This window comes from Variovorax sp. GW821-FHT09B05, assembly GCF_059418265.1.
The window spans coordinates 403804-428420 of sequence record NZ_JBWKPN010000007.1; the positions used below are offsets into that span (position 1 = coordinate 403804).

The 24617-nt window shown below is 71.6% G+C and carries 21 protein-coding genes; 8 read left to right on the forward strand and 13 right to left on the reverse strand.

The features are described 5' to 3' along the window. Nucleotides 1-42 precede the first annotated feature (42 nt). From aspT (AC07RM_RS20695) to AC07RM_RS20725, 7 genes are all read left to right on the forward strand, one after another. Entirely contained in the window at nucleotides 43-1734 is a 1692-nt protein-coding gene (gene aspT / locus AC07RM_RS20695; RefSeq protein WP_495335707.1) for an aspartate-alanine antiporter, read from the forward strand. Nucleotides 1735-1760: 26 nt separating this feature from the next. Continuing rightward, nucleotides 1761-3449: an aspartate-alanine antiporter gene (gene aspT, locus AC07RM_RS20700; RefSeq protein ID WP_093355865.1), complete on the forward strand. Its 1689-nt coding sequence runs from the start codon at nucleotides 1761-1763 to the stop codon at nucleotides 3447-3449. Nucleotides 3450-3504: 55 nt separating this feature from the next. Then, on the forward strand, nucleotides 3505-5172 hold the full coding sequence (locus tag AC07RM_RS20705; RefSeq protein ID WP_296789345.1) for a bifunctional aspartate transaminase/aspartate 4-decarboxylase: 1668 nt from the start codon (nucleotides 3505-3507) through the stop codon (nucleotides 5170-5172). A gap of 112 nt (nucleotides 5173-5284) precedes the next feature. Continuing rightward, complete coding sequence (locus AC07RM_RS20710) at nucleotides 5285-7003, forward strand: Hsp70 family protein (RefSeq protein WP_495335708.1); 1719 nt, start codon at nucleotides 5285-5287, stop codon at nucleotides 7001-7003. Between the two features lie 15 nt (nucleotides 7004-7018). Next, nucleotides 7019-8698 carry a TonB family protein gene (locus AC07RM_RS20715; RefSeq protein WP_495335709.1) on the forward strand — a complete coding sequence of 560 codons (1680 nt, stop codon included), beginning with the start codon at nucleotides 7019-7021 and terminating at the stop codon, nucleotides 8696-8698. 19 nt (nucleotides 8699-8717) lie between these two features. After that, nucleotides 8718-9392, forward strand: coding sequence for a site-2 protease family protein (locus AC07RM_RS20720; RefSeq protein WP_495335710.1), 675 nt, complete (start codon nucleotides 8718-8720; stop codon nucleotides 9390-9392). Between the two features lie 36 nt (nucleotides 9393-9428). Next, entirely contained in the window at nucleotides 9429-10127 is a 699-nt protein-coding gene (locus tag AC07RM_RS20725) for a prepilin peptidase (RefSeq protein WP_495335711.1), read from the forward strand. Here AC07RM_RS20725 and AC07RM_RS20730 read toward each other — a convergent pair. The 9 genes from AC07RM_RS20730 to AC07RM_RS20770 all read right to left on the reverse strand — a co-directional run bounded on the left by AC07RM_RS20730 (nucleotide 10120) and on the right by AC07RM_RS20770 (nucleotide 17197). Beyond that, nucleotides 10120-11325, reverse strand: a complete 1206-nt coding sequence (locus AC07RM_RS20730; protein WP_495335712.1) for an MFS transporter — start codon at nucleotides 11323-11325, stop codon at nucleotides 10120-10122. The genes AC07RM_RS20725 and AC07RM_RS20730 overlap by 8 nt on opposite strands. After that, complete coding sequence (gene aroC, locus AC07RM_RS20735) at nucleotides 11325-12437, reverse strand: chorismate synthase (RefSeq protein WP_495335713.1); 1113 nt, start codon at nucleotides 12435-12437, stop codon at nucleotides 11325-11327. The genes AC07RM_RS20730 and aroC overlap by 1 nt, the downstream gene beginning before the upstream one ends. Nucleotides 12438-12512: 75 nt before the next feature. Then, nucleotides 12513-12698, reverse strand: a complete 186-nt coding sequence (locus AC07RM_RS20740; protein ID WP_208508569.1) for a hypothetical protein — start codon at nucleotides 12696-12698, stop codon at nucleotides 12513-12515. Nucleotides 12699-12752: 54 nt separating this feature from the next. Then, entirely contained in the window at nucleotides 12753-14300 is a 1548-nt protein-coding gene (locus tag AC07RM_RS20745) for an MFS transporter (protein WP_495335714.1), read from the reverse strand. Further along, nucleotides 14297-14653 carry a YciI family protein gene (locus AC07RM_RS20750; protein ID WP_495335715.1) on the reverse strand — a complete coding sequence of 119 codons (357 nt, stop codon included), beginning with the start codon at nucleotides 14651-14653 and terminating at the stop codon, nucleotides 14297-14299. The genes AC07RM_RS20745 and AC07RM_RS20750 overlap by 4 nt, the downstream gene beginning before the upstream one ends. Next, entirely contained in the window at nucleotides 14650-15021 is a 372-nt protein-coding gene (locus AC07RM_RS20755) for a YciI family protein (RefSeq protein ID WP_431509436.1), read from the reverse strand. Before AC07RM_RS20755 ends, AC07RM_RS20750 begins: the two co-directional genes overlap by 4 nt. Before the next feature lie 93 nt (nucleotides 15022-15114). Next, the gene (locus AC07RM_RS20760; RefSeq protein ID WP_495335716.1) at nucleotides 15115-16371 is read right to left on the reverse strand and encodes an RNA polymerase sigma factor; all 1257 of its coding nucleotides are present in this window, start codon (nucleotides 16369-16371) and stop codon (nucleotides 15115-15117) included. Continuing rightward, a complete protein-coding gene (locus AC07RM_RS20765) occupies nucleotides 16368-16844 on the reverse strand; it encodes an SRPBCC family protein (protein WP_495335717.1) in 477 nt (158 codons plus the stop codon). The genes AC07RM_RS20760 and AC07RM_RS20765 overlap by 4 nt, the downstream gene beginning before the upstream one ends. Continuing rightward, nucleotides 16733-17197 carry an ArsR/SmtB family transcription factor gene (locus AC07RM_RS20770; protein ID WP_495323540.1) on the reverse strand — a complete coding sequence of 155 codons (465 nt, stop codon included), beginning with the start codon at nucleotides 17195-17197 and terminating at the stop codon, nucleotides 16733-16735. Before AC07RM_RS20770 ends, AC07RM_RS20765 begins: the two co-directional genes overlap by 112 nt. A gap of 119 nt (nucleotides 17198-17316) precedes the next feature. On the opposite strand from AC07RM_RS20770, the gene AC07RM_RS20775 reads away from it, so the two are divergent. Beyond that, nucleotides 17317-17739, forward strand: coding sequence for a cupin domain-containing protein (locus tag AC07RM_RS20775; RefSeq protein WP_093355827.1), 423 nt, complete (start codon nucleotides 17317-17319; stop codon nucleotides 17737-17739). A 13-nt stretch (nucleotides 17740-17752) separates the two neighbouring features. On the opposite strand, the gene AC07RM_RS20780 is transcribed toward AC07RM_RS20775, so the two are convergent. The 4 genes from AC07RM_RS20780 to AC07RM_RS20795 are packed head-to-tail and all read right to left on the reverse strand — an operon-like array spanning nucleotide 17753 to nucleotide 24426. Continuing rightward, a complete protein-coding gene (locus AC07RM_RS20780) occupies nucleotides 17753-20998 on the reverse strand; it encodes a bpX6 domain-containing protein (protein ID WP_495335718.1) in 3246 nt (1081 codons plus the stop codon). After that, nucleotides 20991-22862, reverse strand: a complete 1872-nt coding sequence (locus AC07RM_RS20785) for a hypothetical protein (protein ID WP_495335719.1) — start codon at nucleotides 22860-22862, stop codon at nucleotides 20991-20993. Before AC07RM_RS20785 ends, AC07RM_RS20780 begins: the two co-directional genes overlap by 8 nt. Then, nucleotides 22859-23305: a bpX5 domain-containing protein gene (locus AC07RM_RS20790; RefSeq protein WP_495335720.1), complete on the reverse strand. Its 447-nt coding sequence runs from the start codon at nucleotides 23303-23305 to the stop codon at nucleotides 22859-22861. Before AC07RM_RS20790 ends, AC07RM_RS20785 begins: the two co-directional genes overlap by 4 nt. After that, nucleotides 23302-24426, reverse strand: a complete 1125-nt coding sequence (locus tag AC07RM_RS20795; RefSeq protein WP_495335721.1) for an AAA family ATPase — start codon at nucleotides 24424-24426, stop codon at nucleotides 23302-23304. Before AC07RM_RS20795 ends, AC07RM_RS20790 begins: the two co-directional genes overlap by 4 nt. Between the last annotated feature and the right edge of the window lie 191 nt (nucleotides 24427-24617).

Sequence of the window (24617 nt, forward strand, 5' to 3'; positions counted from 1 at the left end):
CATTACCGACAGAATGACTCAGCATCTGGAGGTCAAGCACGCGTGAGTGGCGAGGTCGTCGAACTGCTGAGAACCCAGCCCGAAATCGCGCTGTTCCTCGTGCTCGCCATCGGCCATGCCGTCGGCGCCATCCGCTTCGGACCGATCCAGCTCGGCGGCATCTGCGGCACCCTGATCGCCGCGCTGGTGGTCGGCCAGCTCGGCATCCGGATCGACGACAGCGTGAAGAACGTGTTCTTCATGCTCTTCATCTTCGCGCTCGGCTATGCGGGCGGCCCGCAGTTCTTCGCCAACCTCGACGCCAAGGGCCTGCGCCTGGGCCTGCTGTGCCTGGTCGAGGTGGTGGCGGTGCTCGCGCTGGTGCTGGGCGCCACCGTGCTGCTGTCGCTCGACCAGGGCACGGCCGCCGGGCTGATGGCCGGCGCGGCCACCGAATCGGCGGTGGTGGGCACGGCCACCGACGCGATCTCCAAGCTCGGCCTGCCCGCGGCGGACATGCAGCAGCTGCAGGCCAACGTGGTCACGGCCTACTCGATCACCTACGTGTTCGGGCTGATCGCGATCGTGGTCTTCACGAGCCAGATATTCCCGCTGCTGCTGCGCGTGGACCTGCGCGCCGAGGCCGATCGCCTGTGGAAGACCATGGGTGGCGGCGGCGACGATCCCGGCGCCGCGAGCGCGGTGCCCGAGATGGTCGGCCGCGTGTTCGAGGTGACGACGGGACGCGGCCGCTCGATCGGCGAGCTGGCGGCGATCCTCGGCGGCCAGGCCCACATCGAGCGCGTGCTGCGCGCCGGCCAGAGCCTGGCGGTGGAACCCGCGCTGCGGCTGCGCGCCCACGACCGGGTGCTGGCCATCGGCCGCCGCGCGGCCCTGGTCAACGTGGCCGAGCTGCTGGGCCGCGAGTTCGCCGACACCACGGCCTTCGACGCGGTGGTCGAGACCACCGAGGCGGTGCTGAACCGGCGCGAGTGGTTCGGCCGCGAGCTGCGCGAACTGGCCGCGGCGCTGCCACCCTCGGTGCAGGTCACGGGCGTGGCGCGCGACCGCCATGCGATGCCGCTGCTGGGCGACCTGCGGCTCGCGCGCGGCGACGTGCTCCAGCTCTACGGCCCGGTCGACGAGGTGGCGCGCGCGCTGCCGCTGGCCGGCGACCGCGTGCTGGCCTCGACGCGCAGCAACATCAGCTTCGCAGCCGCGGGCATCCTGCTCGGCGTCTTCATCGGCGGCTTCAGCGTCAAGCTCGGCGGCATTCCGTTCTCGCTCGGCACCGGTGGCGGCGCGCTGCTCACCGGCCTGGCCTTCGGCTGGTACCAGGCGAAGAACCCGCACCGGCTCAGCGTGCCGCCCGATGCGCTGGCGCTGATGAAGGACCTGGGCCTGGCCACCTTCATCGCCTGCGTCGGCCTGGCCTCGGGACCGCAGGCGCTGGCGCTGATCAAGAAATTCGGCGTGGCGCTGCCGCTGGTCGGTGTGGCCGTGGCGGTGGTGCCGGCGAGCCTGTCGCTGTTCATCGGCCACCGGCTGCTCAAGCTCGAGGCGCCGGTGCTGCTGGGCGCGATCGCGGGCCAGCAGTGCAGCACGCCGGCCCTCAGCGCGGTGCAGAACGCGGCCGGCAATGCCACGCCGCTGCTGGGCTACACCATCACCTATGCGATCTCGAACGTGGTGCTGCCGCTGATGGGACCGCTGATCGTCGCGCTGGCCGGGCTGGTGCAGCACGCGGCGAAATGAAGACTCAACCTCGAAGGAGCTGATCCATGGAATGGCTGCACGAAACATTCAAGAAGTCGCCCGAGATGGCGCTCTTTCTCTCGCTGGCGGTCGGCTACTGGATCGGCAAGATCAAGTTCGGCAAGTTCCAGCTCGGCGGCGTGGCGGGCTCGCTGCTGGTGGCGGTGATCGTGAGCCAGGTCGGCGTGCAGGTCGACGCCGGCGTGAAGGCCGTGCTGTTCGCGCTCTTCATCTACGCGGTGGGCTTCGAGAGCGGGCCGCAGTTCTTCAGCTCGCTGGGCCGGCAGTCGATCAAGGAGATCATCCTGGCCGCGGTGATGGCCGCCACCGGCCTGGCCACCGTGGTGGTCATGGCCAAGTGGTTCGGACTCGACAAGGGCCTGGCGGCCGGCGTGGCGGCCGGCGGCCTCACGCAGTCGGCCATCATCGGCACGGCCGGCGACGCGATCGCCAAGCTCGGCCTCGACGCGGCCGAGACCGCGCGGCTGCAGGCCAACGTGGCGATCGGCTATGCCGTGACCTACGTCTTCGGCTCCTTCGGCGCGATCATCGTCTGCGTCAACCTGCTGCCCAAGTTCATGGGCCGCACCATCCGCGACGACGCGATCGCGGCCGAGACCGCGATGCAGGCCGGCGTGAAGGTGCTGGGCGCCGACCAGGAGGAAGCCGCGCCCTCGCTGGTGGGCCGCATCTACGAGCTCACGGCCGACCCGCAGCGCACCGTGGCCGACATCGAGAACGCCGACCCGGCCACCACCATCACCATCGAGCGCGTGAAACGCGACGGCCGCTTCGTCGAGGTCAGCCCCACGCTCGCGCTGCGCCGCGGCGACATCGTGCTGGCCGTGGGCCGGCGCGACGCCGTGGTGGCGAGCGCGCCGCTGCTGGGCAAGGAGGTCTACGCGGTCGAGGGCATGGAACTCACCATGCACAAGCGCGACATCGTGCTGACCAACAAGGACTTCGAGCGCAAGACCGTGGCACAGATCCGCGAGGCCACCGCGGGTGGCGTGCGCCACGGCATCTTCGTGGTGCAGCTCAGCCGCATGGGCCAGGTGCTGCCGATGCAGCCCGACACCGTGGTGCAGGCCGGCGACGTGGTCACGATCTTCGGCGCCGAGCAGGACGTCAAGCGCGTGGCCGCGATCGTCGGCGACGTGATCGTGCCGAGCGCCAAGACCGACTTCGTCTACCTCGGCGCGGGCCTGGTGGTCGGCCTGCTGGTGGGCCTATTGAGCGCGAAGATCGGCAGCATTCCGCTCACGCTCGGTGCCGGCGGCGGCGCCCTGCTCTCGGGCCTGCTGTTCGGCTGGTACCGCGCGCGGCGCCAGACCTTCGGCGCGCTGCCGCCCAGCGCGGTGCAACTGCTCAAGGACCTGGGCCTGGCCGGCTTCGTGGTGGTGGTGGGGCTGTCGTCGGGCTTGCAGGCGGTGCAGACCGTCAAGCAGCACGGGCTCACGATCTTCGGCGTGGGCGTGGTCGTGACCATCGTGCCGATGATCCTCACGATGCTGTTCGGCCGCTACGTGCTGCGCTATGCCAACACCGCGATCTTCGCGGGCGCGCTCAGCGGCTCGCGCAGCGCCAACCCGGCCTTCGGCGAGGTGCTCGACAAGGCCGAGAACTCGATCCCCACCGTGCCCTTCGCGATCACCTACGCGCTGGCCAACGTGTTCCTCACGCTGCTCGGGCCGCTGATCGTCGCGCTGGTCTGAGCACGCCCTCCCTCTTCTTCCTTTCCTGCCTTACTCACAACCAAGGAGCCTTTCCATGGATTTCGGCGACGTGAAAAAACTCAGCGGCCTGAGCCCCTTCGAACTCAAGGACGCGCTGATCCAGGTGGCCAGCCAGGGCGACCGCCTGATGCTCAACGCGGGGCGCGGCAATCCGAACTTCCTCGCGACGACGCCGCGCCACGGCTTCTTCGCGTTCGGCGAATTCGCCATGACCGAGAGCGAGCGCTCCTTCGTCTACATGGAGGGCGTGGGCGGCTTCCCGCAGCGCGAGGGCATCGAGGCGCGCTTCGAGATCTTCACCAAGGCCAACGCGGGCCGGCCCGGCGTGCGCTTCATCGAGGCCGCCGTGTCGTACGTGCGCGACCAGCTCGGCCTGTCGGCCGGCGACTTCATCTACGAGATGTGCGAGGCGATCCTGGGCTGCAACTACCCGGTGCCCGACCGCATGCTGCGGCTCAGCGAAATCATCGTGGGCCAGTACATCCACAAGGAGATGATCGGCACCCATCCCTTCGTCGGCAGGTTCGACATGTACGCGGTGGAAGGCGGCACCGCCGCCATGACCTACCTGTTCAACAGCCTGCGCGAGAACAACCTGCTCAAACCCGGCGACACCATCGCGCTGGGCATGCCGATCTTCACGCCCTACATCGAGATCCCGCACCTCAACGACTACCAGCTGATCGAGGCGCTGATCGACGCGCCGTCCGAGAACGGCTGGCAGTACACGAAGAAGGAGCTGCAGAAGCTGCTCGACCCGAAGGTCAAGGCCTTCTTCCTGTGCAACCCGAGCAACCCGCCCTCGGTGAAGATCAGCGACGAGGTGCTGGGCTACATCGCCGACATCGTCAAGCAGCGGCCCGACCTGATCATCCTCACCGACGACGTCTACGGCACCTTCGCCGACGACTTCCGCTCGCTGTTCGCGATCTGCCCGCGCAACACCATCCTCGTGTATTCGTTCTCGAAGTACTTCGGTGCCACCGGCTGGCGCATGGGCGTGGTGGCCACGCACGAGGACAACGTGCTCGACCACCAGATCGCGGCCCTGCCCGAGGCGGCGCTGAAGGAACTCGACGCGCGCTACAGCTCGATCACCACCGAGCCGCGTCGGCTCAAGTTCATCGACCGGCTGGTGGCCGACAGCCGCACCGTGGCGCTCAACCACACGGCCGGCCTGTCGACGCCGGTGCAGGCGCAGATGGTGATGTTCTCGCTGTTCTGCCTGATGGACGAACCCGAGGCCTACAAGCACGCGATGAAGCGCATCGTGAAGCGGCGCAAGGAGGCGCTCTACCGCGAGCTCGGGCTGCCGCTGTCGGCCGACCCGAACTCGGTGAGCTACTACCACCTGCTCGACCTGCAGGAGATCGCCACCCAGATGCACGGCGAGCGCTTCGGCGACTGGATCGTGACCCAGCTGCAGCCCAACGAGGCGCTGTTCCGCATCGCCGAGGAGACCGGCATCGTGCTGCTGCCGGGCCGCGGCTTCGGCGGCAAGCATGCCTCGGGTCGGGTCTCGCTGGCCAACCTCAACGAGTACGACTACGCCAACATCGGGCGCTCGCTGCGCAAGCTGGCCTCGGAGTACTTCGCGCGCTTCGAGAAGCAATCGGGCAAGGCCAGGCGCAGCAGCGATCCGGCGGTGTCGGCGGTGGTGGTCAAGCCGCAGAAGGCGGCCAAGGGCGGCAAGAAGAAGTAGCCCCCCGGCGGGCCGCCCGCGCGGCCCGCGCCCCTTCGCGGACACCCGGTCCACACGCCCTTCGCATACGATGGAGGGCAACAGAAGAGGGACCCGCGAAGGGGCGAGAAGAATGATCGTTGGAATTGACCTGGGCACCACCAACAGCCTGGCGGCGGTGTGGCGGGATGGCGCTTCCGTGCTGGTGCCCAACGGGCTCGGCGAGTACCTGACGCCGTCGTGCGTCAGCATCGACGAGGACGATTCGGTGCTGGTCGGCAAGGCGGCGCGCGAGCGGCTGCAGACGCACCCCGAGCGCACGGCCGCGGTGTTCAAGCGCTACATGGGCAGCAACAAGACGATGCGGCTGGGCAAGCGCGAGTTCCGGCCCGAGGAACTGTCGGCGCTGGTGCTGCGCTCGCTCAAGGCCGATGCCGAGGCGATGCTCGGCGAGCCGGTCACCGAGGCGGTGATCACCGTGCCGGCCTATTTCTCCGATGCCCAGCGCAAGGCCACGCGCGCCGCGGGCGAGCTCGCGGGCCTGAAGGTCGAGCGGCTGCTCAACGAGCCGACGGCCGCCGCGCTGGCCTACGGCATGCACGACATGCGCGCCGAAACCCGCTTCCTGGTGTTCGACCTCGGCGGCGGCACCTTCGACGTGTCGATCCTCGAGATGTTCGAGGGCGTGATGGAGGTGCGCGCCTCGGCGGGCGACAACTTCCTGGGCGGCGAGGACTTCGTCGAGGCGCTGATCGCGCTCTTCTTCGAACGCAACAAGCTGCCGGCCAGCCTGCGCACCGATGCCCACTTCATGCAGCGCCTGGCCGCGCAGACCGAGGCCGCCAAGCGCGCGCTGAGCACGCAGCCGACCGCCGAGATCGTGGTCGCGCACGAGGCGGCGCAACACCGGCTGGCGCTCGACGAAGGCACGCTCGAGCAGGCCTGCGCCACGTTGCTCAAGCGGCTGCGCGCGCCCGTCGAGCGCGCGCTGCGCGATGCCAACCTGCGCGCCGGCGAGCTCGACGCGGTAGTGCTGGCCGGCGGCGCCACCCGCATGCCGGTGGTGCGGCGCCTGGCCACCACCATGTTCGGCCGCTTCCCCTCGATCGACTTCAATCCCGACGAGGTGGTGGCGCTCGGCGCGGCGGTACAGGCCGGTCTGAAGGCGCGCGACGCGGCGCTCAAGGAAGTGGTGATGACCGACGTGGCGCCTTACTCGTTGGGCGTGGCGGTCAGCCGCTGGCTCAGCGACACCACGGTGACGCACGGCCACTTCGACCCGATCATCGAGCGCAACAGCACGGTGCCCGTGAGCCGCTCGAAGAGCTACGTGCCGAATTCGGGCAACCAGACCTCGGTCGACCTGCACGTGTTCCAGGGCGAGTCGCGCATGGTGCGCGACAACGTGCACCTGGGCACCCTGCACGTGCCGCTGCCGAGCCTGGGCGCGGGAGCGTCCCCGGGCGATGCCGCGGTCGAGGTGCGCTTCACCTACGACGTCAACGGCCTGCTGCAGGTCGAGGCCACGGTGCAGAAGACGCAGGAGACCTTCAGCCTGCTGATCGAGGGCAACCCGGGCCTGCTGAGCGAGGCCGAGATCAAGGAGCGGCTGGCGGCGCTGAGCGCGCTCAAGATTCATCCGCGCGACCGCATCGAGAACCGCACCCTGCTGGCGCGCGCCGAGCGCATCTACCAGCAGCTGCGCGGCGACGTGCGCGAGTGGCTGGGCATCCGCATCGCCGAATTCGAACGCGTGCTGGCGCTGCAGGACAAGCGGCAGATCGCGGCGATGCAGCGCCAGTTCCAGGAGCAGTTGGAGCAGATCGAACGCGACGGCCCGCTGGCCGATTGAAGCGGGGCGACGACCATGACCGAGGTCCCCGGCTTCCTGCTCGAGCTCGGCCTGCGCGCCGATGCCGACGAGCGCGCCGTGCGGCGCGCCTATGCGGTGCAGCTCAAGCAGATCGACCAGGCGGCGCAACCGCTGCAGTTCCAGCAGTTGCGAGAGGCTTACGAGGCCGCGTTGCACTGGGCGCGGCAGGCGCGGGACGTGCAGGAGGCCGAGGCGGCGCAAGCGCCGCCCCCGCCGCCCTCCCCGCCCGAAGCCGTGGTCGAGACCGCCCCCGAACCGGCGCCGCCCCCGGCCCCCGCCGAACCGCGCGCCGACCCCGTGCGCGACATCCTCGTCGCGCTCGACACCCGGCTGCAGCAGGCGCCGCTGCGCAGCGTCCCCGAAGCCACCGCGCTGCTCGAACACACGCTCGAGGACCCGCGCCTGCTCGACATGGACGCGCGCTTCCTGTTCGAGGCCAACATCGCCCACCTGCTGGCCTGCGGCTGGCGGCCCGGCCACGAGCACCTGTTCGAGGCCGCGCTCGTTTTCTTCGATTGGCGCGCCGACTCGGCGCGGTTGCTGCGGCTGGGACAGGCCGGGCAGGTGGTGGACCGCGCGATCGTCGAGCAGGATGCGCAGGGGCAGCAGGCGCCCGACGATCGCGATGCGCAGCGGCACTACCTCGAGCTGCTGCGCCGCACCGCCGATCCCGGACCGCAGGCCCTGGCGCTGGGCCTGGGGCGGGTGGTGCATGCGGCCGCCACCTATCCGACCTGGCTGCGGCTGACGATGGACATCTCGAACATCGAGGCCTGGCGCGAGCGCGAAGCGAAACTCTCGCGCGGCACGCTCCAGAGCCATCCCTCGGCCGCGAGCGCGCACAGCGGCTCGATCAGCGCATCGCGGCTGACGGTGTGGTTCGCGATCTTCTTCGTGGGCGTGCTGGTGTTCGCGCTGCTGAAGGCGGCATTCAACTGGAAGGAAGAACCGCCCGCCGACATCGCCAGAACGCAGGCCCCGCGCACCGCTCGGTCGAGCGTGCCGGCGCCGTCCATCGGCTCGGGCATCGGAGCCAATGCGATCCCGGCACCCGAGCTCATCACGGCGACGCATGAGCCGCAGGAGGCGCGATACACGCACCCGCCGTACCCCATCTACCCCGCCACATCGAAGCGGCTGGGCGAGAAAGGCACGGTCACGCTCAAGATCCGGACAGGTCCGGCAGGCGAGGTCGTCGAAATGATCGTGCTGCGCGGGTCCGGCTTCCAGCGCCTGGACAACGCGGCGCTCGACGCGGTGCGCATGGCAAGGGTGCTGACCAGGAACTACCCGGAGAGCAGCCCGAACGAGTGGTACCAGGCCACGATCGATTTCAGGCTTGACCCCACCGATCCCACCCGCGCGACCGCAACGGCCGCGGGCAAGCCAGTGGTTCCGCCGGCCGCGTCGTCCTCGAGCTACGGCGCGCGGGTCAACGCCTTGATCCGGCCCAACATCGTGCTCACCAAGAGTGTTCCAGGCAATCCCGTTGCCGAGTACACGGTGAGCCTCACGCCCGACGGCCTCATCAGCGGCGCCAGGTTGTCCAAGGCCAGCGGTGTGAAGGAATGGGATGCCATCGCGCTGCGCGCCATCCAGAAAACGGGCCGCCTGCCGCTGACCGACGATGGCACCGTGCCGTCGGAGATCGTGCTGGCACTGCGCCCCTGGTGAGCGGCCGGATCGATACGGCATGCACTGGCTCCTCCTCGCCGTCGCGCTCTGTGTCGCCATCCATCTCGGCGCCATCGCCCTCGCAGCCACACGCTTCGGCATCCCGATCCGCGAGTTCAGCTACGGCCTCGGCCCCACGCTGCTGCACGCGGGCCGGCTGCGGATCAGGACGCTGCCGGTCGGCGGCCAACTGATCCTCAAGGACACGCGCACCGAGCCGGTCGAGTCGGGCAAGGCGCATGACGCCCTCGATCTGCAGCCGCTCGCGACCCGACTGGCGATCGGCGCGGCCGGCCCGTTCGCGCTGCTGGTGCTGGCCGTGGCGGTGCTGCAGTCCGAGGGCCTGGCGACCTTCGCCAGCGGGTTCGCGCAATGCATCGCGGGGGGCTTCGAGCCCTTCGGCGAGGCGCAGCGTCTGCTGCGGTCGGCCAGCGATGTCGCGACCGCCTCGCCGTTTCCGACGCTGCTCGCGCTCGTCGCCGCCAAGTTCGCCGCCGTCAACCTGCTGCCGTTTCCGGGCAGCAACGGCAGCTTCCTGCTGCAGGCCTTGCTGGAGCGCACGCCGCTGATGAAGCGCTGGCCACCCCTGGCAACGCAGCTCGGCTTGCTGCTGTTCTTCGGCATGGCGTTCTCCTGGCTGCTCGCGCTGGCCGTGTATGGCCTGCATGCCGCGGGCATCGACGTCATGGCCTGACGACTCACTCCCCTTTTTCTCGAACACCGCCTCGCCATGCCCACAGACGACATCGGATTCCTCGTTGCCTATGCCATCGCCGGCGGCGCCGCCACGGCCGGCCTGCTGCTGCCATGGATACGCCGCATCCCGCTCGAGCTGCACCGCGTCTGGGCCCTCGACCACCAGAACTACCGGCCGCTGCTCGCTTCGCCCGATGACCTCAAGCTGCCGCGCAAGAGCCGCATCGCGCTGATCGCATCGGGCGCCCTGCTCTGCCTGGGGCTGGCACTGGCGCGCGGCGTATCGCTGCAGACCACCTTCCTGTGCATCCTGCTGCTGGGCTGGGTGCTGCTCACGGCGATCAACCTGCGGCACCGCGTGCTGCCCGACTGGATCGTCTACCGGCTGCTCTGGATCGGCCTGCTGTACCACGCGTACACCGGCAACGCCTCCGCGCAGGTCATCGGCGCTGCGGCGGGCTACCTCGTGCCCTGGCTCGCGACCCTGCTGATACGGCGGCAGACCGGGCAGGACGCGATGGGCCACGGCGACTTCAAGGCCTTCGCTGTAGCGGGCGCGTGGTTCGGCTGGTCGGCGCTGCCGACGGTCTACGGCGTGTTCCTGCTGACGACCCTGGTGCTGGCGCTGGCCGTGCGGCTGTTGCGGCGTCCGCTGGCCGAGCCCAGTCTGCCCACCGGCCCGGGCCACCTGCTGGCGGCCACGGTGGTGGCGCTGGGCGTGCGCTTCATCTGAGGCCGGCTGGCGGCGCCTCGCGCCGCGCCGCGGCCTCCAGCCGCATCACCTTCCACGCGCACAAGGTCCCCGCCACCGCGAGCAGCGCCGCCAGCGCGAACATCGTGCGGTAGCCGAAGGCCTGCGCCACCGCGCCGCCCAGCAGCACGCCGAGCACGCCGCCGAAGCCGTAGCCGATGACGGTGAACAGCGCCTGGCCACGTCCGCGCAGTCGGCCCGGGAAGCGGCGCGACACCACGGCGATGCAGGTGGTGTGGTGGGCCGCGAAGCTCAGCGCGTGCAGCCACTGGGCCACGACCAGCGCGGCGATCCAGCCGCCGAGGCCGGCGGTCAGGCCCAGCCGCGCGACGGCCGCGATGCCGCACACCAGCATCCAGCGCGGCATCGGCAGCAGTCCGATCAGCCGGCCCTGCAGGAAGAACCAGACGATCTCCGCGACCACCGACAGCGCCCACAGCAGGCCGATGGTGCTCTTGCCGTAGCCGAGCGAATCGAGGTAGAGCGAGAAGAAGGCATAGACCGAGAAGTGCGACATCACCTGGAAGAACAGCGCGGCGAAGAACCACTGCACGACGCGGTTGCGCAGCACCGGGCCGATGGGTTCGCCGGGCGCGTCGTGCGCGGCCACGGGCTCGCGGCTGTCGGGCAGGCGCAGGGTGGCGAGCAGCACCACGGCCAAGGTGCCGGCGGCCCAGGCCGGGAAGTGCTTCATGCCGAAGCGGTCGAACCACTCGCCCGCGACGAACACCGTGACCAGGAAACCGGCCGAGCCGCACAGCCGGATGCGCCCGTAGCGGCCCCAGTCGCCGGCCACGAGGTGCGCCATGGCGGCCTCGGTCAGCGACATCATCGAGCTGGTGTGGGTGAACATCAGCAGCAGCACCAGCGCGAGCCACCACGCGCCGCCGTTCCACCACAGGCCGAAGGAACTCAGCAGCGCGATCGCCGCGCTGATGCGCAGCAGCAGCACGCGCTGGCCCGTGTGGTCGCTGAGCGCACCCCAGGCATAGGGCGCGAACACGCGCGTGACCGACTGCACCGAGGCCAGCAGGCTGATGGTGAAGATCGGCAACCCCAGGTCCTTGAGCCACAGCGGCAGGTAGGGATTGAAGAAGCCGATGTGCGCGAAATAGCTGGCCGACAGGCCAGCGAACGCCAACAGGTGGCCGCGCCCGGCCACGGGTGGCGCCGTGGACACTAGAGGAAGGACGCCTGCGGCGACGTGGCCTGGGTCTTCTCGTTGTCGCCCTGCACGTCACCGCACTGCGCGCGGTGGCGCAGCGCATGGTCCATCACGACCAGCGCGAGCAGCGCCTCGGCGATCGGCGTCGCGCGGATGCCCACGCAGGGGTCGTGGCGGCCCTTGGTGACCACCTCGACCGGGTTGTTGTTCACGTCGATCGACTGGCGCGGGCTGATGATCGAGCTGGTGGGCTTGATCGCGATGCTGACCTCGAGGTCCTGCCCCGAGCTGATGCCGCCGAGGATGCCGCCCGCGTTGTTGCTCAGGAAGCCGGTCGGCGTGATCGAGTCGCCATGGGTGGTGCCGCGCTGCGTCACGCTGTCCCAGCCGGCGCCGATCTCGACCGCCTTCACGGCATTGAGGCCCATCATCGCGTAGGCGATGTCGGCATCGAGCTTGTCGTAGAGCGGCTCGCCGAGGCCGACGGGCACGCGGGTGGCGGTCACGCGCACGCGCGCGCCGCAGGAGTCGCCGGCCTTGCGCAGCCGGTCCATGTAGTCCTCGAGCGCGCTCACGTCGGCGATCGGCGCGAAGAAGGGATTGTTCGGCACGTGGTCCCAGCTCTCGAAGGGGATCGCGATCTCGCCGATCTGCGTCATGCAGCCGCGGAACACCATGCCGTACTTCTCGGCCAGCCACTTCTTGGCGACCGCGCCGGCCGCGACCGTGGGCGCGGTGAGCCGGGCCGAGGAGCGTCCGCCGCCGCGCGGGTCGCGGATGCCGTACTTCTTGTGGTACGTGAAGTCGGCGTGGCCCGGGCGGAACTGCTGGGCGATCTGGCCGTAGTCCTTGCTGCGCTGGTCGGTGTTCTGGATCAGCAGCGCGATCGGGGTGCCGGTGGTCCTGCCCTCGTACACGCCCGAGAGGATCTGCACCGCGTCGGGCTCGTTGCGCTGGGTGACGTGGCGGCTGGTGCCGGGACGGCGGCGGTCGAGGTCGGCCTGGATGTCGGCTTCGCTGAGCGCCATGCCCGGGGGGCAGCCGTCGATCACGCAACCGATGGCCGGGCCGTGGGATTCCCCGAAATTGGTGACCGCGAAGAGATGTCCGAAGGTGTTGCCGCTCATGGGCGGGGATTATCCCCCGCAATGCGGGGCCGGGCGGCGCGGCGCCCGAATGCCCGAGGGCAATGCCCGCGCGGCCTATTCGGTCGCGCCTTCGAGCCGCCGCGCCAGCGTGCCGAGCTGCAGCTCGATCGCGAACAGCCGCTCGTTGAGCACCGCGGTCTGCAGCCGGATCGCCTCGACGATCGCGCGGGCCTGCGGATCGGGCGTGTTGTCGACCAGCTCCGCGAGGTCGTGCAGCTTCTTGCGCAGTTCGTTGCTCATGGACTCTCCGTGGGGTTCGTTCGGTGACGCGGCCAGTATGGGCCCGGCCCGGCCTCAGGGCAACGCATCGGCCGCGGCGGGCCGGGTTTGTCCCGAGCGGCGCATGACCACGGCCAGCAGCGCCGCGATGGCCAGCAGCACCACCACGCCGATGCCGGCCATCAGGTGCAAGCCGCGCAGCAGCGCCGTGCGCGCATCGGCCAGCAGTTCGGCACCGGCCGCACCGCCGAGCTGCCCCGCCAGCGCCACGGCACCGCCGAGCGTGCTGCGCGCGGCCTCGACCGCGGCGGCATCGCCGAGCGAGGCGGGCACGGCGTCGGCCATCATGGCGCGGTAGACCGCCGCGCCCACGCTGCCGAGGATGGCGATGCCCAGCGCGCCGCCGAATTCGGAACTGGTCTCCGAGATCGCCGAGGCCACGCCCGCGCGCTCTGGCGGCGCGCTGCCCACCACCAGGTCGGTCGACAGCGTGAACACGACCGCCAGTCCGAGCGAGGACACGACCATGCTGCCCACCAGCAGCGCCAGGCCGCCCTGCACCGGCAGCGCGACCAGCAGCGCGAAGCCCAGTGCCGCGACCACGAGTCCGCCCGTCATCGCATGCACCGGCCGCACGCGCCGCGTGAGCGCGGGCGCCGCCATCGAGCCGACGATGAAGGCGCCCGCGCTGGGCACGCTCCACAGGCCGGCCTGCAGTGGCGACAGCCCGAGCACCATCTGCAGGTACTGGGCTTCGTAGAGGAACAGCCCGAACATCACGAAGCACGACAACATGTAGGCGCCCAGCGCCACGCTGAAGGCCGGCGCGCGGAACAGCCGCAGGTCGATCATCGGATCGGCCAGCCGGCGCTGGCGCCGCACGAACAGCCAGCCGATGGCCAGCCCCACCGCGATGGCGGCGAGCGACAGCGCGCTCGCGCCGTGCTCGGCCGTCTGCTTCACGCCGTAGATGGCCGGCAGCACCGCGCCCAGCGACAGCGCCACGCTCGCGAGGTCGAGCCGCGCGGCCTCGGGGTCGCGGTACTCGGGCAGCAGTACGGGGCCGAGCACCAGCAGCAGCACCATCACGGGCACGCCGACCAGGAACACCGAGCCCCACCAGAAGTACTCGAGCAGCACGCCGCCGACCACCGGGCCGATGACCGCGCCCGCCGAGAAGCTCGAGATCCAGACCCCGATGGCCAGCGTGCGCTGACGCGGGTCGAGGAACATGTTGCGGATCAGCGAGAGCGTGGACGGCGCCAAGGTCGCGCCGGCCACGCCGAGCAGCGCGCGGGTGGCGATCAGCATGTTGGCGCTGTTCGAGAAGGCCGCCAGCACCGAGGCCAGGCCGAAGGCCACGGCACCGATCAGCAGCAGCCGGCGCCGCCCGATGCGGTCGCCCAGCGTGCCCATGGTGACCAGCAGGCCCGCGACCAGGAAGCCGTAGATGTCGACGATCCACAGCAGCTGCGCCGCCGTGGGCTTGAGCGCCTCGCTGATCGCGGGGATCGCGAGGTTCAGCACCGTGAGGTCCATCGAATAGAGCATGCACGGCAGCGCGATGACGGCCAGGCCGGTCCATTCGCGCACCGTGGCGCGCGGCGGCGCGGCGCCGCTCATCGAGGGCCTTCGGGGCCGGGGCCGAACGAGAGGATCGGCCGCAGCTCGATGCAGCCGTTGCGCGCGGACGGGATGCCGGCCGCGATCCGCAGGGCTTCGTCCTCGCTGCCGGCCTCGACCAGGTAGAAGCCGCCGAGCTGTTCGCTGGTCTCGGCGAAGGGGCCGTCGGTCACCGACAGCCGGCCGCGGCGCATGCGCACGGTGGTGGCGGTCTCGGCCGGCTGCAGGGCCTCGGCCTCGACCAGCTGGCCGCGCGCGCGCAATTGCGCGTCGTAGTCGATGTGTTCCTGGATGTAGTGCGCCATGTCGTGCGGCGGAGCCTCGGTTTCGTAGATCAGGCAAAGGTACTTCATGCGGCATTCCCCTCGGCGGCGTCCATGCTCTGGATCGGACGGACTTCGATGCTGCCGTGGCGCGCCATCGGGATGTGGCCCGCGAGCTGGATCGCGACGTTGAGGTCGCGCGCCTCGATCAGGATGAAGCCGCAGAGCTGCTCGCGCACCTCCGCGAACGGCCCGTCGACATGTGAGGCCTTGCCGTCGCGCACGCGCACGACCTTGGCGGACCTGGCGTTCGCCAGCACGTCGGCGGCGATGAAGTGGCCGTTCTTCTCGAGCTCGCGGTCGTAGGCCATCGAGTCTTCGTCGAGCGCGCGCCGCTCGTCGGGCGACAGGGTGGCGAACAGGGCCGGGTCGCAGTGGACGAGGCAGAGGTATTTCATGCGGAATCTCCTTTCGGATGGAATGAGGACACCACTGGTCGATTGGCGAGGCGCCGGATCGACATGCGGGCGCGACGAAGTGCAACTATTTTTCTAGCCGGGCAAGGACGCCAGTTGCCGCGCGAGGAACTGGCGCTCGGGCTGCTGCCGGGCCAGCGCGAGCGCGCGCTCGTAGGCGCCGCGCGCCTCGCCGAGCCGGCCGAGGCGGCGGCACAGCTCGGCCCGCGCGCCATGCGCGAGGTGGTAGTCGGCCAGCTCGCCGCGTGCGAACAGCGCATCCACCAGCGCCAGGCCCGCGGCCGGGCCGTCGCGCATCGCGATCGCGGCCGCGCGGTTGAGTTCGGCCACGGGCGAGGGATCGAGCCGCAGCAGCACGTCGTAGAGGCCGACGATCTGCGGCCAGTCGGTGGCCTCGGCACGCTCGGCCTCGGCATGGACCGCGGCGATCGCGGCCTGCAGCGCATAGGGGCCGAAGCGGCGCGAGCGCAGCGCGCGCTCCACCAGCGCGGCGCCCTCCTCGATCTGCGCGCGGTGCCAGAGGCCGCGGTCCTGCTGGTCGAGCAGCACGATCTCGCCCTGCGCCGAGGTGCGCGCGGCACGGCGCGCATCGTGCAGCAGCATCAGCGCCAGCAGGCCCAGCGCCTCGGGCGCGGCCTCGGCGCCGGGCAGCAGCTCGACCAGCAGCCGGCCGAGCCGGATCGCCTCGGCCGAGAGGTCGGCGCGCGTCAGGCTCTCGCCCGAGGAGGCTGCATAGCCCTCGTTGAAGACCAGGTAGACCACGCGCAGCACCGCATCGAGCCGTTCGGGCAACTCGGTGCGCGTGGGCACCTGGTAGGGAATGCGCGCGTCGCGGATGCGGGCCTTGGCGCGCACGATGCGCTGCGCGATGGTCGGCGCGGGCACCATGAAGGCACGCGCGATCTCCTCGGTCGCGAGTCCGCAGACCTCGCGCAGCGTGAGCGCCACCTGGGCATCGGGCGCAAGGGCCGGATGGCAGCAGGTGAAGACCAGGCGCAGGCGGTCGTCTTCGAGTTCGTCGGTGTCGGCGTCCCAGCCCGGCGCGGGGTCGGCCAGCGCCTCGGCGCGCTCGGCCGATTCGTCCCAGGGGGAGAAGCGCGCCTGGCGCCGGATGGCGTCGATCGCCTTGAAGCGCCCCGCCGACACCAGCCACGCGCGCGGGTTCGCGGGCACGCCCTGCGCCGGCCACTGCTCGAGCGCGGCGCGGAAGGCCTCGTGCAACGCCTCCTCGGCGCGGTCGAAATCGCCGAGCAGGCGCACCAGCGTGGCGAAGATGCGGCGCGATTCGCCGCGGTAGACCGCCTCGAGCGTGGCGCGCACCGGGTCCGTCATGCGGCGGGTTCCGGCCTGCCCAGCCAGCGTTCGAGCCGCAGCATCGAGCCGGTCCAGCCGTGTTCGTGGCCCTCGCGCGCGGCCTGGTCGAAGAACTGCTCGTGCAGCAATTCGAGCTCGCAGCCGGTGCCGGCCGCATCGGGCTCGATGCGCACCGTCACGCGCGATTCGCGCTCGGGCGTGCTGCGCCAGGCCCAGCTGAAGACCAGCCGGCGCCGCGGCACGATCTCGAGGTAGGTGCCGCTGACGTCGTGCGTTTCGCCGTCGGCCGCGAGCATCGCCACGCGGAAGCGCCCGCCCACGCGCAGGTCGACCTCGGCATGCGGCACCGCGACGATCTCCTCGGGACCGAACCAGTGCCTCAGCGCTTGCGGGTCGGTCCACGCGCGCCAGACCTTGTCGGGCGCGACGGCGTAGTGGCGGCGGAGGGTGAGGGAGGGACGCCCGGTGTCTGGGCTGGCAGGTTGCGCCATTCGGTTTGCTCCTGGTGGTAGAGAAAGCGCGCCAAGGCATCGAGGCGCCCGGTCCAGAACTTCTCGTAGCGCGACAGCCACACGGCGGCCTCCTGCATCGGCCGCGGCGAGAGCTCGCAGCGCACGACCCGGCCTTCCTTCGTGCGCGAGATCAGCCCCGCGTCCTCGAGCACGCGCAGGTGCTTCATGAAGCCCGTGAGCGACATCGCATGCGGCGCGGCCAGCTCGGTCACGCTGAGGCTGCGCTCGCCCAGGGTCTCGAGCACCGCGCGGCGCGTCGAGTCGGCGAGCGCGGCGAACACGGCATCGAGGGCGGCGGGCGCGGGCGGCGCGGCGGCATCTGAGTGAACCATGCGGTTGAGTATCTGGAGCCGGCGCGCCAGCGTCAAGGCATGGGGATATCGCGGTCGGCGCCGGGAACGCTTTATGCGTGCTGCGGCGCAGCATCCCCACTCGCCGCAAAGGAGCTTCCATGCTGGACCGTACCGCCACCCAGTTCTCCCACGTCAAACCGGGCGACACCGAATTCGTCTCGGGCGGACTGCGCGACTTCTTCCTCTACCGCGACCTCGGCGTGGCCGCCGCCACCAACGGCAAGGTGATCGCGCACCTCGTCAAGGCCAACATGGCACCGGAAGCGGGCACCGGCTGGCATCGCCACGAGGCCGACTTCCAGATCGTGATCATGGTCAAGGGCTGGGCCCGCTTCATGTACGAGGACAAGGAGACCCTGGTCGAGGCCGGCGACGTGGTGCACCAGCGCCCCGGCATCCGGCACTTCCTGTTCGACTACTCGCCCGACATGGAGTACCTGGAGATCGTCTCGCCGGCCGACTTCAAGAGCGTGGATGTGGAGCCGGTGTGCGAGATTCCGGCGCCTACGCCCTGGAAGTAGGAATCGCGGGCACTCAGCGCAGGCCGAAGCCCACGCTCGTGCTGCACTCGGTGTCGAGGTGCAGCACCCGGCCCTCGCCGTCGAACAGCAGCCAGCCATCGGCGACCGGCCGCATGCGCGGCCCGAACTCGCCGGGCCAGTGCAGCGTGGCGCCGAGCCCGCCGTCGTGCACCCGCAGCCACTGCACCCGGCACGTCGACCCGGACGCCTGCACCGCCGTCACCAGCCACGCCATGTCGACCTGCGCGCGCAGCGTGCGCGCCTCCCGGCCCGAGACCCGCAGCTCGCCCGCGTGGTTCGCCGTGATGTGCCAGTGCAGGCGCAGCTTCGCCTCGCCGGCCACGTCGTCTTCGGCATCGTCCTCGGCAATGAGATGGAAGGCACCGAAACCCGGATGCAGCAGGCGCATCGACGTCACGCCCTCGGGCTTCGCGATCGCCTCGCGGCCCTGCAGGCGCCGCTGCCCCGCGCCATAGCGCCAGAGCGTCGGCATGCCCGACGGATCGGCAACCACGAACTGCTCGCGCGCCTGCGTCACGCGCAGATCGAGCACCGACCCCGGCAGGTCGGCGACCTGCCACAGCACCTCCTGCAGCGAACGCGCGGTATCGAGCACCTGGATGCGGTTGGCCCGGGTCACGGTCCAGCCGATGCCGTCGAACTCCGTGCCGAAGCCGTCGACGGCGATCATCCCGAGATCGACGACCCGGCGCTGCACGAGATCGATACGGCTCACGCGCCACAGCCCGTCGCGCCGGGCCAGCGCCAGCGCGACCTGCCCGCTGTACGCCGCGACGAGCCGGTCGGCCGGCACCGGGAAGCGCGCCAGGGTCCGGCCCGCGGCATCGCAGACCAGCACGCCCGCCTCGCCGAGCGCGAGCAGGTAGCGGCCCGGCTCCAGCAGCGTCGCGTCGTGCACCGGATGCGCGCCGGCCGCGGGTGCCTCGAGCGCCAGCACCGAGGGCCGGCTCAGCAGCGGCACGACCCGCAACCCCGGCATCTCTCCGCCGGGCATATCCGCCTGCAGCAACGGGTCGGCATGCAGCCGCAGCAAGCCCTGCATCTCCTTCGCCCCGAGGCGCCCCTCGCCATGCGCGTGGTCGGCCACCAGCGCGGGAATCACCGCGGCCGCGAGGCCACGCGAGCCGTCGTTGTGCTGCGTGACCGCGAGCAGTTCGGTCGCGAGCGCGGCGCGCTCGCGGTGCAGCCTCGGGTCGTCGCGCAGCGCCCGCAGCCGCGGCGCGCAGGCCGCGAGCGTGTCGGGCAGCAGCACGGCGCGCTGCACCAGCGCGCGTGCCGCCAGCTGCCCGTCGGCCGCTTCCGCGGCCAGCAGCCAGGCGATGGCCTGCTCGCGCGCCGCCGGCAGCGGCCAGACCGCGTCGACCGCGCGCAGCCATTCGCCGCGCTGCGCCAGCGCCTCGCCCCACTCCAGGCGCAGCCGGTTCGCGGCATCGGGCCACTTGTCCTGCAGCTGCAGCACGGCCTGCGCGAAGGCGTTGTCGCGCCGCGCCACCGCGACCGCGCGGCGCCAGTCGCCGGCCAGGCACAGCAGCCGCACGATCACCACGGACGGGCGGTCCCAGGTCAGCGCGAGTTCGGCGGCCTGCAGCGCGCGCCCGTGCTTCTCGAGGTAGTCGAGCGCCTCCTGGCGCGACTGCAGCAGTTCGGCCAGCACGAACACGGCCTCGTCGATGCGGCCCTCGCGGTCGAGCTTCTCGAAGCTGCGGCGGTAGAGCTGGCGCAGGTGCGCCTCGAAGTCGTGGCCCAGGTAGATGCTCGAGCGCGGCCCGAGCGCGCCGCTGAGCGACAGGCTGTCGCGCCGGCCCGGCGTGCCGAAGGCCTGGCCGCCGTCGAAGGCATCGTGGCCTTCGCCGCCGAGCGGAATGGCATGGCGCAGCGCCTCCATCAGGTCGCCGTCGTCGAACATCTTGAGCATGCGCTGCATGTAGGCGGCCTGCTGGCGGCCGATCAGCTTCGACAGCCGCGACGCGACCGCCATGCGCGCCAGCCAGTCGCGCCAGCGCGAGCGCTGTGGCTGCCCCTCGCCACGCGGCGGCAGCGTGGCGGGCGCCGGCACCGGCGCGCCCGCGCGGGTGGCGACGTCGATCTCCCGGCGCGCGCGGGCCCGCTCCTGCCTGCGCCAGAGAGCCCAGGACGCGAGCACGATCAGGACCAGCGCGGCCAGCAGCGCCAGGGCCAGCGTGCCGTCGGGCGCCACCGCGCCCTGCGACGCAGCAGCAGCCGGCGGTGTGGTGGCGCGCGTGGGCGAGCGGCTGTCCTCGCCCGCGAGGTAGAGCCCCAGCAGCGCGAACGCCACCAGCACCCACACCCAGCCCTGGCGCGAGGGCCGGCCGGCGGGCCCCGCCATCGGCACCGTGCGTTCGGCGCGTTGCACGGGCGGTGGCGGCGTGGGCACCAGCGGCACCCGCGGGCGCGGCTGCCTCGATGCGCGGCGATGGAAGGCGCGCAGCCCCCATACCGCGAGCGCCACGAGCAGCATCACGCCAAGAAAGGCCGCGGCCGAGCCATCGGCGAACGGCGAGGTGCTCGCGGTCGCGGACGAGGAACCGCCTGGCTGCTGCGCGTTGAACATGAGAAAGCCCAGCAGCACCAGCGCGAAGGCGACCCAGGCGAGCCAGTACCGTGGCGGCTTGCCCTCCGCGTCCCCCTCTGTCGCGGATGGCGCGCGGCGCGCCTTGGCGTCCTGCGCCAGCTTCTGCAGGAACTCGACCTGCGCCTGGCTCGCGGGCGGGATCGCATCGCCGAGCAGTTCGCGCACCGTGCGGCCCTCGGTGTCGAGCACCACGGGCTCGGGCAGGAGCTCGCGGCAGTCGAAGGTGTCGAGCAGCGCCGGGCCGCCAGCCAGCCACTCGGAGGGATCCACCGCCACGGCCTGCGCGAACTGCAGTGATCGCACCTCGCCGCCCTGCACCAGCCAGACGTCGGCCGCCGGCAGCAGGGCGCGCTCTTCCTTCGCGAGCTCCGCGGAGCACAGCGTCGCGCCCTCGCGGCGCAGCGGCCAGCCGGCCGCCGCATCGCCATCGAGCAGCACCGGCTGCGCGAAGCGCAGCAGGTCGCCGGCCTCGAAGCGGCTCAGTTGCGCGCCGGGCCGCCAGGCATCGAGGATGCGCTGCGCGCGCGCCGCCTCGTGCAGCCAGTCGGCGGGAAACCACAGCCCCGCGACCGGCTGCCGCCCCTTGAGCAGCGGGCGATGCACCTGTGCCGCGGGCATGCGCGGCGACGATCCGGCGTCAGCCATTCGCGCCTCCCCCGGCATGGAAGAAACCCAGCAGCACGCGCAGCGACAGGTCGAACAGGATCAGCTGGCGGTGCAAGGTCAGCATGGCGGCCAGGCCGGTGTTGGGGCAGACGGCGATCTTCTCGATGCGCTCGGGCGCGTGGTAGACGGTTTCGGCGCCGGCGCTCGAATGCAGCACCAGCGCGCTGCGGTCGGGCGAGAGGCCCAGCATCGCGAAGCGGCTGTTCTGCGCATCGAAGACCAGCGCAGTGCCCTTGTGCGCGCCGACCTCGAACGACTGCCAGGCATGCGGGTGCTCGCGGTACGGTCCCCGGTAGTCGGGATTGGGCGCATGGATGCGCCAGCGCTCCCGGCCCTCGCCGCCGTCGTCGGCCGAGAGCCGCACCGCGCAGGCGCCCAGGCCGAGCCGCCAGTGCCTGCCACCGGCCAGAAAGACGCGCGTGTCCTCGGGCGCGGTGCCGATCGGCAGCACGGTCGCCGGGCCGGTATCGACGCTGAGGCGGCACAGCATCAGCTGGCCCGAGCGGCGCGCCACGTAGACCAGCGCATCGTCGGCCCACTGGCTGATGCACAGCACGCTGCGCTCCACCAGCGCGGGACTGGCTTCCTCGGGCTTCGGGCGGCTCGCTGCACGCGCCGTCCAGCTCACCAGCCGGCCGGCGCGGTCGAGCAGGCAGACCTTCTGCACGCCACGGTGGCGCAGCCAGGCCATCGGCAGCCACACGCCGAGGCCGGGCGGCGCCGAGAGCCGGTCTTCCTCCTGCGCCTCGACGATCGCGGCGAGGCCGGGCACCTGCCAGAAGTACATCGCCGCCTCGCTGTTGAGCACCCCGCCCAGCCGCTTGCCGCCGAAGGCCAGCGCCAGCGGCGCGGCCTGGTCGCGCCACTGCTGATGGCCGATCTTGCCGGCCTTCTTCTGGCCCTGCTGCGGCACGAAGTACACGGCGGCACCGGGCTGGTCGAGCAGCGGCACCGCCACGTGCCGGCCCTGCCAGCCGATCACCGGCGGCCGCTGCAGCGACACGCGGGCGCGGTGGCGCTGGTGCAGGTCCTTCGGCGGGGACGGCGCGAACTCACCCTTCAGCAGCCGCACCGCGGCCTTGGTCGCGGGCAGCGGCAGCTGCGCATGCCGCACGCCCGCCACGTCGGACAGCGAGACCTCGAGCACGTCGCCCTGCACCGCGCGGCGCAGCCGCACGCGGTGGCTGGTCCAGCGCTCGGCGGCGGGCGGATCGACCGCGGCCTCGCCGATCAGCCAGCACTCGCCGGGCGCCCGCTCGAGCTTCTCGAGCGCGAGCCGCCAGGCCGCCGCCTGCGCCGCATCGGCGGGCACGAAGCTGCGGCCCAGCAGCAATGCCCGCAGCTGCTTCGCGTCCTGGGCGTCGCGCAGCACGCCGGGCTGCTGCAGCGTGCCCCACTGCAGCAGGCTGCCGGTCTGCGCCGCGCGCCGCGCCAGCAGGATCCAGAGCGCGAGCTGGCCCAGCCGCGGCGCGCCCCATTGCAACGGCCCGGCGTCGAAGAGCGCGACGATGCCCTTCTCGGCCTCGCGCGCACGCGGACGCGGGGCCAGGAACAGGTGCTCGCTCGAGGCGGCGCGGCGCAGGAACTCGTCGGGCAGCTCGTCCGCCAGCAGCCATTCGGTCGCCAGCAGGCGCTCGTAGCGGCCGCGCCGGCGCAGGTCGTCGAGGCCGTCGAATTCAGGCGCCGTGGCCTTCACCTGGCCGCGGAAACGGCCGAGCAGCGGCTGCATGCGCTGCAGCAGCGCACCGAGCTCGCCCGTCAGCTCGGGCGCGAACCAGGCCAGCCATGGATGCCATGGCCGCAGCGCCTCGGGCAGTTCGGTGGCGGCCGGCGCGGCGGTCATGCGGACACGCCCTCCCAATGTCCCTCGATGCGCGTGAGCAAAGCGGCCGACAGCGGCAGCAGCCGGTCGAGCGGCAGCACGGCCTCGGGCCGCGGCCACAGCAGCAGCGGCTGGCGCTGCGGATGGCGGCGCTGCAGCGCGCGCGCCACCAGGTCGATCGGCCGGTCGGGCGCCTCGAGCACCGGCAGCCACAGGCCCGGTGCCGCTTCGCTCGGCCCCGCATAGGCGATGCCGTCGACCCAGGGCAGCGCGTCGGCCCGGCCGACCACGACCAGCAGGTCGCGCCCCGCGGTCGCCGACAGCCCCTCGCACTGCGCGGGCTCGAGCTTCAGCAGCCGCCCGTGCAGCGCGCGCGCCGTCGCGCCCCAGGCCACCGCGGCGCCCGCAGGCAACGGCTCGCCGCGCAGCCGCCAGCGCCAGTCGATCGAACCGGCCAGGCTCATGGGGCGACGGCGAGGCGCTCGACCAGCCGGCCGCGCCATTCGACCAGCGCCTCGGGCAGGTGCTCGCCGCCGAAGTTCGCATCGATCTCGCGCAGCACGCTCTCGATGCGCAGGCGCTCGGGCGCGGCCTCCTCGGCCAGGCAGCCGCGCGCCGCTTCCGCCAGCCGCGCGGCGCGCGACAGCGGCTGCAAGGTCGCCTCCTCCACCGCGCTCAGCAGGTGCGGATGGGCGGCGTTGGCGAAGACGTCGCGCAGCACGTCGCGCGCGCTCTGCTGCGCCTCGTGGGTCGGCAGCACGTACAGCAGCGGCCAGAGGTCGGCCTCGCTGGTCTGCAGGCGGCCGGCCAGCACCGCGGCGGCGGCCAGCAGCCGCTGCGACTTCACGATGCGCCGGTCCGACAGCGTCACGCCCGCCTGCCGCAGTTGGCGGATGGCATTGGCCAGCGCGGGCTGCACGCCGCCGAGGTCGACCTGCTGCAGATGGCGGCAGAGGACGTCGAGGTCCGCGAGCGCGCCGCCGCCCGCGGCCGGCGCATGGTCGGAGCGCCAGCCGCCGCTGAGCATGGCCTCGAGCTGGTGGTCGGGCAGCGGCTCGATGAAGGCATGCAGCAGGAAGCGGTCGCCGAAGGCCGCGAGGCTCTCGTCGTCGGGCAGCGCATTGGCCGCGCCCACGCACACGCGCAGCGGGCAATGCAGCTGCGTGTGGCCGCGCCGGAAGCGGCGCTCGTTGAGCACGCCCAGCAGCGTGTTGAGGATGGCGGTGGAGCCCAGGAAGACCTCGTCGAGAAAGGCGACGTCGGCCTCCGGCAGCATGCCGCTCACGTCGGTTTCGACGGTGCCGGCGCGCAGCTTGTTGAGGTCGACCGGGCCGAACAGCTCCGAGGGCTCGGTGAAGCGCCCGAGCAGGTATTCGAAGTAGCGGCCGCCCAGCGCCTGCGCCACGCGCCGCACCACCGCGCTCTTGGCCGTGCCGGGCGGGCCGATCACCAGCAGGTGTTCCTGGGCCACGGCCGCGAGCACGATCAGCTCGGCCAGCTGGTCGCGCCCGACGAGGCCGTCGGTGGCCGATCGGATCGCATGGCGGACGTGTTCTGCGGCGGCCTGGAGTGATGTGTCGGTCATCTGAAAAAAGCGTTGCACTTCGAAACAGCCGGCTAGTGTGCCGCAGAGCCATGACGAGAGGGCGCCACCGAGGGCGCACAGGGCTTCGCGCGGGCTCCGGCGTGCCTTTCTTCGCGGTCGAGGCACCCCTTTCGCCGTGCGGTTCGCCCGATAGACTCCCGGCGTCTCGCAAAACCGATAACAACCGAGGA

Bases quoted from the DNA above. Each gene is read 5' to 3' on its own strand.
- AC07RM_RS20775 (WP_093355827.1), top strand. From the start codon at position 17,317: ATGCTGGACCGTACCGCCACCCAGTTCTCCCACGTCAAACCGGGCGAC.
- AC07RM_RS20750 (WP_495335715.1), bottom strand. From the start codon at position 14,653: ATGAAGTACCTTTGCCTGATCTACGAAACCGAGGCTCCGCCGCACGAC.
- AC07RM_RS20725 (WP_495335711.1), top strand. From the start codon at position 9,429: ATGCCCACAGACGACATCGGATTCCTCGTTGCCTATGCCATCGCCGGC.
- aroC (WP_495335713.1), bottom strand. From the start codon at position 12,437: ATGAGCGGCAACACCTTCGGACATCTCTTCGCGGTCACCAATTTCGGG.
- AC07RM_RS20795 (WP_495335721.1), bottom strand. From the start codon at position 24,426: ATGACCGACACATCACTCCAGGCCGCCGCAGAACACGTCCGCCATGCG.
- AC07RM_RS20755 (WP_431509436.1), bottom strand. From the start codon at position 15,021: ATGAAATACCTCTGCCTCGTCCACTGCGACCCGGCCCTGTTCGCCACC.
- AC07RM_RS20705 (WP_296789345.1), top strand. From the start codon at position 3,505: ATGGATTTCGGCGACGTGAAAAAACTCAGCGGCCTGAGCCCCTTCGAA.
- AC07RM_RS20745 (WP_495335714.1), bottom strand. From the start codon at position 14,300: ATGAGCGGCGCCGCGCCGCCGCGCGCCACGGTGCGCGAATGGACCGGC.
- AC07RM_RS20785 (WP_495335719.1), bottom strand. From the start codon at position 22,862: ATGACCGCCGCGCCGGCCGCCACCGAACTGCCCGAGGCGCTGCGGCCA.
- AC07RM_RS20720 (WP_495335710.1), top strand. From the start codon at position 8,718: ATGCACTGGCTCCTCCTCGCCGTCGCGCTCTGTGTCGCCATCCATCTC.
- AC07RM_RS20715 (WP_495335709.1), top strand. From the start codon at position 7,019: ATGACCGAGGTCCCCGGCTTCCTGCTCGAGCTCGGCCTGCGCGCCGAT.
- aspT (WP_093355865.1), top strand. From the start codon at position 1,761: ATGGAATGGCTGCACGAAACATTCAAGAAGTCGCCCGAGATGGCGCTC.
- AC07RM_RS20710 (WP_495335708.1), top strand. From the start codon at position 5,285: ATGATCGTTGGAATTGACCTGGGCACCACCAACAGCCTGGCGGCGGTG.
- AC07RM_RS20780 (WP_495335718.1), bottom strand. From the start codon at position 20,998: ATGGCTGACGCCGGATCGTCGCCGCGCATGCCCGCGGCACAGGTGCAT.
- AC07RM_RS20760 (WP_495335716.1), bottom strand. From the start codon at position 16,371: ATGACGGACCCGGTGCGCGCCACGCTCGAGGCGGTCTACCGCGGCGAA.
- AC07RM_RS20770 (WP_495323540.1), bottom strand. From the start codon at position 17,197: ATGGTTCACTCAGATGCCGCCGCGCCGCCCGCGCCCGCCGCCCTCGAT.
- AC07RM_RS20765 (WP_495335717.1), bottom strand. From the start codon at position 16,844: ATGGCGCAACCTGCCAGCCCAGACACCGGGCGTCCCTCCCTCACCCTC.
- AC07RM_RS20740 (WP_208508569.1), bottom strand. From the start codon at position 12,698: ATGAGCAACGAACTGCGCAAGAAGCTGCACGACCTCGCGGAGCTGGTC.
- AC07RM_RS20790 (WP_495335720.1), bottom strand. From the start codon at position 23,305: ATGAGCCTGGCCGGTTCGATCGACTGGCGCTGGCGGCTGCGCGGCGAG.